Raw genomic sequence first — 7018 nt, 5'->3', positions numbered from 1 at the left:
GGCAGGAGGTATCTGAATGAAATCACATAAATATTGGTCTATCGGTGCACTGATTACAATGCTTGGAACTTTTTATACAGGTTATAAGGGATCAAAAGAAGGCCATAAGTACTTTGCAGCAAGTTCTTTGCTTTGCATGATTAAGAAAGGAGTTCTATGCGATACACAATTAATAAGATTAATAAAGGCGAAGATGAGCTGATTTTAAATTATAAGGAGAAAAATCCTGAGGTTGAGGCGGTGTTGCTTTTTATGGACAAACGTCAAAGAAAACTAATTGGACGAAAAAACGATGAGACAATTGTTTTTACACCGGAGGAAATTCTGTATATAGAAAAGGTGGATAATAAGACATTTGTCTACACAGATGATAATGAAATTCAAGTAGAGATGTCATTATATTCAATCGAATTATTTCTAGACGATGAGAGTTATTTCCGCTGTAGCAAGTCGATGATTATCAATGTAAACAAGGTGGAAATGCTAAAAAGTATGCCGTCGAATAGGATTGATGCAACACTTGTCAGCGGTGAGCATATCATTATTTCCCGTACATACGCATCGGATTTTAGGAAGCTTCTGAAAGGAGAAATGGCATGAAAAAAAGTTATAAGAAAAAAGTATCCCTCTGGGAAAGGTATCTTACAAAGGAAATTGGAATCGAGTTTAAGGCATGTCTTTATTTTTTCGGAGTTCTTTTTTACTACTGTACATATCGGCTCTGCATTGGGGTGACTGTGGCAGAAATACTGCATATGGCGGAAATGATTTTTTTGACCTATGCAGTTGGGTATCTTCAGGTTTATGTACTTTGGAATTTTGATGAGTCAGATGAAATAAGCAAGAAGGAACTGCTTGGTATAATAATCTGCACAATAATATATACGGCAGTGTCATACATAGGAAAATGGTTTGATAGAAATTCTTATGTGACTTTGGGGTTCACTGCCTATATTGTATTCGTATATATTTGTGTTTATCTGATATATAAATGCAGGCGCAGAATTGATGACAAAATATTGAATTCTGATTTAAAATTATTTAAAACAAGGACAGATAATAAATAGTGCAACTTAGAGTTGAAAAAGTGTCACTGATGGGTACAGTTATTGTGCCCATCTTTTTTATGTACTATTCTATCATCAAACGGAGGTACATGAGAAATGAAAGATATGATAACGATTCAAAATTTAACAAAAACTTATGGAAAACACAGAGGTGTGGAGGATGTAACATTCTCGGTTCGGGAAGGCGAAATTTTTGGGTTCCTTGGACCGAACGGTGCCGGAAAATCAACGACTATTCGGTCAATGCTTGGATTGATAAAGTATGATCAGGGCGAAATAAGAATCAATGGTCTTGACAGCGTAAAGGACAGAGAAAAAATCCTTGCAGACATTGGCTATATGCCAAGTGAAGCATGGTTTTATCCGGGCATGAAAATCAGGGAAATACTGAAGTATTCGGCAGCAGTCAGAAAGGTTGATTGCACCGATGAAGCAGAAAAACTTTGCGACAGACTTCAGGTGGACGTAAAAAGAAAAATCAATGAGCTCTCACTTGGGAACAGGAAAAAGGTCAGCATCATCTGTGCAATGCAGCATAGACCAAAGCTTTTTGTTTTTGATGAACCGACCAGCGGACTTGATCCTCTGATGCAAAATGTTTTCTTTGAGTTGATTCAGGAGTATGTGAATGAGGGTGCGACCTGTATGCTTTCCACACACGTTTTATCGGAGGTGAGAAATCACTGTACTCGTGTGGCAATCATGAAGGAAGGAAAGTTGGTTGTCACAGATACCGTCGATAATCTTTTGAGCAGTCGGTCAAAGAGAATCAAAATGATACGGGATGGCGAAAAGCTTGACTATATCTATAAGGATAACCTAAACAATTTATACAAGGAACTGGAAGGACATCATATCGAGGATATTATTATCGAGGAACCGTCCATAGAAGAAGTATTTATGCACTATTATTTGAAGGAGGAAAAATAAATGCCGGTAATATTAAAAAACGAATGGAAATCAGGTTGGAAAAGTCTTTTGATATGGGCGCTTTCCGTGGGTGGAATGGGGCTCATCTGCATCATTTTATATAAGGGTATGGAAGATAGCATGGCAGATATGGCAGAGAGTTTTGCAACAATGGGCACGTTTTCTGATGCTTTTGGAATGAGTACACTCAGTATAGCAACATTAAAAGGATATTTTGCCACAGAAATCGGAACGATTCATGCACTTGGAAGCAGTATGTTTGCAGCTTCCATCGCCACAGTAATTCTTTCAAAGGAAGAAGATGGGCATACTGCGGAATATACGTTTACACTTCCGGTTTCACGGGGCAAGGTAATAGCAATGAAGTTTTTTGCAGTGCTACTAAACCTTATTTGTTTTACATTGATTTGTGGCATGCTTTATGAAGTCGGGTTTGTTTTTCTTGGAGAAACGGATTTTGGAAGCATATTCACAGAGTGTATGTTTTTTCAGTTAATGATGAATATCGAAATTGCGGCTATTTGCTTTGTGATCTCTGCGGTAAGCAAAAAGAACAGGTTAGGAATTGGAATTTCAGTTGCCATGCTGCTGTATGTGTATGATTTGATGGCAAGAGTTGTTCCTGATTTAAAGGACGCTATCTTTATTTCGCCGTTTTCCTATTCAAATGCGACATCAATTTTTGCTGGAGAATCAAGGGATTGTGTTGCTTTGATTTTAGGGACGATAATGATTGTGATTATGACTGTGGGAGCTGGTATGATTTACGCAAAAAGGGATCTCGCTTCATAATGATTAGATTTTAGTTGCTTGTTTTCTGATTTTAAATAAGAAAAAATTGAGCTGTTTCTCTACTTTGCATAGGTAGTAAATATAAGTTCTGTGTTTATGATATTTTTATAGGACAATATGAAGTGCCCCACATTTATAAATAAGGTGTAAATTCTTTGCAGGCCATGTTTTTCGTATTATTTCATGCTTAAATCAAGTACTATTTGCATGCAATAATGCTTTATTGCATTAATGAAAAGAAAGCTATAAAACTGCTTGAAACTTTTGAATATAAACCTAAAAAATATGCCGAAAGGGTAAATCATGTTTTTGAAGTACTCGGTCTTTCAATTTTTAAATGCTACGATATGACCGAGAAGCTTTATAAAGAAGTGAAAAAAATTGCAACGGAGATAAATAACTTTTTAAACGAGGGGGAATTCAGATGAAAGAAAACAAATATGACGATAATATATTTTTTCAAAAATACAGTCAAATGAGTCGCTCACAGCAGGGACTAGCCGGTGCAGGAGAATGGGAAACATTGAGAAAGCTGCTGCCGGATTTTAAAGATAAGCGTGTGCTTGATTTAGGATGCGGCTATGGATGGCACTGTATTTATGCGATGGAACACGGAGCGTCTTCTGTTGTAGGTGTTGATATTTCTCATAAAATGCTCGAGGTAGCCAAAGAAAAAACACATTTTCCACAGGTTGAATATAAATGCTGTGCTATAGAAGATGTGGAATTCCCAGAGGAGAGTTTTGATGTAATATTAAGTTCACTTGCGTTTCACTATGTAGCAGATTATGAGATTTTAGTAAAAAAGATATATAGAATACTGAAGTCTGGTGGTAAGCTAGTTTTTACGGTTGAACATCCTGTTTTTACTGCCTATGGAACACAAGACTGGCATTATAACGAAAAAGGAGAAATACTGCATTTTCCGGTGGATAATTATTATTATGAGGGCAAACGGGCAGCTGTGTTTTTGGGAGAAAAGGTTACAAAATATCATAGAACACTGACCACATATCTAAATACACTGCTTTCAAATGGTTTTATAATAAATCATATTGTGGAGCCGCAGCCGCCGGAATACATGATGGATATTCCGGGGATGCAGGATGAAATGCGCCGTCCCATGATGCTGATTGTATCGGCGAACAAAAAAGTGGATAGATAGAACTAAAACACCTATAAGGTATAAATGGAGGTAATTTATGTTTAAAGAAAAAATTATTATAGAGATGAAAGAAGTATTCAAAGAAATTCCTTTTGGCATAGAGCATACTCTCAAAGTTTTGAAAAATGCAGAAGATATAATGAAAGGAGAAAATATCGGAGAGGAAGAAAAAGAATTCATCAGTATTATTGCTATACTACATGATATTGGTGCGGTTGAAGCACAAAAAAAATACGGTTCTATTGATGGTGTCTATCAAGAAAAGGAAGGACCAGAAGTAGCGAAAGAAATATTAAAAAAGGTAGACTATAACAAAAATATTGATAGAATATGCTTTATAATAGGCAACCACCATACTCCATCTAAAATTGATGGACTTGATTTTCAAATACAATGGGAAGCTGATTTGCTTGAAAATTTAACGGTTATGGATAAAGAAAAAGAACAGGAAAAGATAAAAAAGTGTATAGATGAAAACTTTAAAACAAACACAGGAAAAAGGATAGCTTATAATCGCTTTATTTTAGATTAGTAGTAGATTATTACAGTTATGTATTTTATATCGCAAAGAAAAAATAGTAGTTAAGTTTAACCCTAGGGTTAAATGATGAATATGTTGAGGGCATTTTTGTTTCTGGTGAAATGCAATCGCAGGGTCTAGGTAAAATTCTGCTGAATTATGCAAAGGATAAAAGGAATAAGTTGTACTTGAACATATACCAAAAGAACGCACGGGCAATATCTTTTTATAAGAGAGAAGAATTTGAGATTCAGCATAGTGGCTTAGATGAGGCTACCGGAGAAAAAGATTATGTAATGACATGGCAACACAAATAGAAATTCAAGTTTGCAGAACTGACCCAAAAGAGCTCGAAGGAGCTCTTTTTCCTTTTTTATAATAGTATCATTATGGTATAATAGAGACATTAAAATCGAAGTTTGTAAGGAACAGAAACTTTGAAGTTTACAGCGAGGTAAAAGTTTATGAATAACTATAATGAAGTGAAAAAATCATTTGGTACACAAGCAGAGAAATTTGCTTCATATCATATGTCTAAGGCAGAATATACCGATTATTTGATTCGTAGTATTCAGGCAAAGGGCAATGAACATGCATTGGAGGTTGCTGCTGGAACCTGTATATGTGGAAGAGCAGTGGCTCCTTATGTTAAGGACATTACTTGTTTGGATTTGACAGAAGCAATGTTGGAGCAGGGAAAAAAACTGGCAAAGCAAGAAGGTATTCAGAACATATCATTTGTATCGGGGAATGCGGAATGCTTACCTTTTGAAGATGAAACATTTGACCTTGTGATTACAAGACTTTCATTGCATCATTTTGTTGAGCCTGAAAAGCCTTTTCGGGAGATGCAACGAGTTTTGAAAAAAGGTGGAAAACTTGTTATTTGGGATATGGTAGCGACTACAGAAGAATTGCGTGAAACTAATGACGCTATTGAAACGATGCGTGATAACTCACATACAAGAATACTTAGCAGAGAAGAATTTGAAGCATTGTTTGAGGATGCTTTTGAGCTTCAGCTTGAAGAAACAACACTTGTTCCTGTAAATCTACAAAGTTGGATGGATTTGACAAGTACACCAGAGGATATTCAAAAAGATATTATTGATAAAATGGAATACGATTTGAATGGTGGAGATAAAACAGGTTTTAATCCCTATATCAAGGAGGGACAAATATGCTTTGACCATAGGTGGTTATTGCTGATTGGAAAAAAGGAAAACTAATCCCCATTTATCAAGAAAAAGAAACTTTCAGTTTGTATAACAGGAAAATTTAAATTTATCAAGCTGTTAATTTTGAAAATTTCTTTGAAAAACTATTGACTCCTACGCAACGTAATAGTTTACGATATGTTTATCGAGAGGAGGAAATGACAATGATGACAGTGAATGAGGTAAGTAAATTAACAGGAGTGAGTATACGCACTCTGCAGTATTATGATACCATTGGTCTCTTAAAACCTATTGAATATACAGAGTCAGGTTATAGGTTGTATGACGATACATCCTTGGAAAGGCTGCAACAAATTTTACTGTTTAAGGAATTGGAATTTCCGCTTAAGGAGATTAAAAAGATAATTGATGCCCCTAACTTTGACAGGAACAAAGCATTAGAGCAGCAGATTGAATTGCTAACTATGAAAAAAGAGCATCTTGAAAATCTTATTAGTTTCGCTCGAGGAATAAAAGGAATAGGAGTGAAATATATGGATTTTAAAGTATTTGATACAACAAAGATTGATGAGTATTCTAAACGAGCAAAAGAACAATGGGGACAAACCTCTGAGTATAAGGAGTTTGAAGAGAAAACAAAGAACTGGACGAAAGACGATGAAGCTACTGTTGCAAATGAGTTTATGCAATTATTTGTTGAATTCGGACAAATGAAAGAAATGGACCCAGAAGATGAACAGGTGCAGTTGCAGGTAAGGAAACTTCAGGATTACATTACAGATCATTTTTATACATGTTCTGATAAGATTTTATGCGGTCTTGGAAGAATGTATGCCGGTGGAGGAGAACTTACGGAAAATATTGATGATGTTGGAGGAGTTGGCACAGCAGAGTTTGCAAGTAAAGCTATTGATATATTTTATATGAGCAGAAGGTAAATTCAAGTTTGGAGAATTGAGAAAATCGTTAAGGAAAGAATCGAAGGTGGTGCAAACGAAAAAGCAGTATTGAGACTTTTCATTAACTGCCCTTTCGTTTGCATCAATTTCGATTTTTTCTGGTTGAACAAAGCGCGTCAACTCTATATGGACTTTTAATTCTGACACTCTATTTATAATAGGATAGCGTGTACACATAGAAACACATAGAATTTATAATTCAGTCCTGTATTATGACATCAGAAATAAGCCTCCCTAAGGAAGCTAAAAAAATATACAGTTATGATTTGTTAACAGAGCATATGTGGTTTCGGTTTTATAAAATGTTGTTTTGTAGGCAGAGAAATAATCTTACCACCACAGGAAGAGCACTTGCATATATCTTTATTATAAAGAAGACGGATAATGGCAGGTGCATCCATATCTTT

Annotated in this window: 9 protein-coding genes and 2 pseudogenes; 10 read left to right on the top strand and 1 reads right to left on the bottom strand. The window is 35.6% G+C overall.

Features of this window, described 5'->3' with window-relative positions; translation table 11 throughout:
- Positions 1-16 precede the first annotated feature (16 nt).
- The 10 genes and pseudogenes from OCV70_RS18455 to OCV70_RS18405 all read left to right on the top strand — a co-directional run bounded on the left by OCV70_RS18455 (position 17) and on the right by OCV70_RS18405 (position 6590).
- Positions 17-202 carry a DUF6219 family protein gene (locus tag OCV70_RS18455; RefSeq protein ID WP_117854944.1) on the top strand — a complete coding sequence of 62 codons (186 nt, stop codon included), beginning with the start codon at positions 17-19 and terminating at the stop codon, positions 200-202.
- Positions 157-600, top strand: coding sequence for a LytTR family DNA-binding domain-containing protein (locus OCV70_RS18450; protein WP_117854941.1), 444 nt, complete (start codon positions 157-159; stop codon positions 598-600). Before OCV70_RS18455 ends, OCV70_RS18450 begins: the two co-directional genes overlap by 46 nt.
- On the top strand, positions 597-1067 hold the full coding sequence (locus OCV70_RS18445) for a DUF3021 family protein (protein WP_195588351.1): 471 nt from the start codon (positions 597-599) through the stop codon (positions 1065-1067). The genes OCV70_RS18450 and OCV70_RS18445 overlap by 4 nt, the downstream gene beginning before the upstream one ends.
- A gap of 96 nt (positions 1068-1163) precedes the next feature.
- Complete coding sequence (locus tag OCV70_RS18440) at positions 1164-1997, top strand: ABC transporter ATP-binding protein (RefSeq protein ID WP_117854936.1); 834 nt, start codon at positions 1164-1166, stop codon at positions 1995-1997.
- On the top strand, positions 1998-2789 hold the full coding sequence (locus OCV70_RS18435; RefSeq protein ID WP_117854934.1) for an ABC transporter permease subunit: 792 nt from the start codon (positions 1998-2000) through the stop codon (positions 2787-2789).
- Positions 2790-3213: 424 nt separating this feature from the next.
- A complete protein-coding gene (locus OCV70_RS18425; RefSeq protein ID WP_119981914.1) occupies positions 3214-3954 on the top strand; it encodes a class I SAM-dependent methyltransferase in 741 nt (246 codons plus the stop codon).
- Positions 3955-3991: 37 nt separating this feature from the next.
- A complete protein-coding gene (locus OCV70_RS18420) occupies positions 3992-4486 on the top strand; it encodes an HD domain-containing protein (RefSeq protein WP_173768562.1) in 495 nt (164 codons plus the stop codon).
- An 83-nt stretch (positions 4487-4569) separates the two neighbouring features.
- Positions 4570-4791: pseudogene (locus OCV70_RS18415) on the top strand (GNAT family N-acetyltransferase); the annotation flags it as partial.
- A 147-nt stretch (positions 4792-4938) separates the two neighbouring features.
- A complete protein-coding gene (locus tag OCV70_RS18410) occupies positions 4939-5703 on the top strand; it encodes a class I SAM-dependent methyltransferase (protein WP_023924069.1) in 765 nt (254 codons plus the stop codon).
- Positions 5704-5855: 152 nt separating this feature from the next.
- The gene (locus OCV70_RS18405) at positions 5856-6590 is read left to right on the top strand and encodes a MerR family transcriptional regulator (RefSeq protein ID WP_004612415.1); all 735 of its coding nucleotides are present in this window, start codon (positions 5856-5858) and stop codon (positions 6588-6590) included.
- A 290-nt stretch (positions 6591-6880) separates the two neighbouring features.
- Here OCV70_RS18405 and OCV70_RS20380 read toward each other — a convergent pair.
- A pseudogene (locus tag OCV70_RS20380) lies at positions 6881-7018 on the bottom strand (IS91 family transposase); the annotation flags it as partial.

The organism is Blautia acetigignens, from assembly GCF_025566865.1.
Classification (GTDB): Bacteria; Bacillota; Clostridia; order Lachnospirales; family Lachnospiraceae; genus Blautia_A; species Blautia_A acetigignens.
Note: the sequence above shows the minus strand (reverse complement) of the source record. Positions and strands in the feature narration are given on the sequence as shown.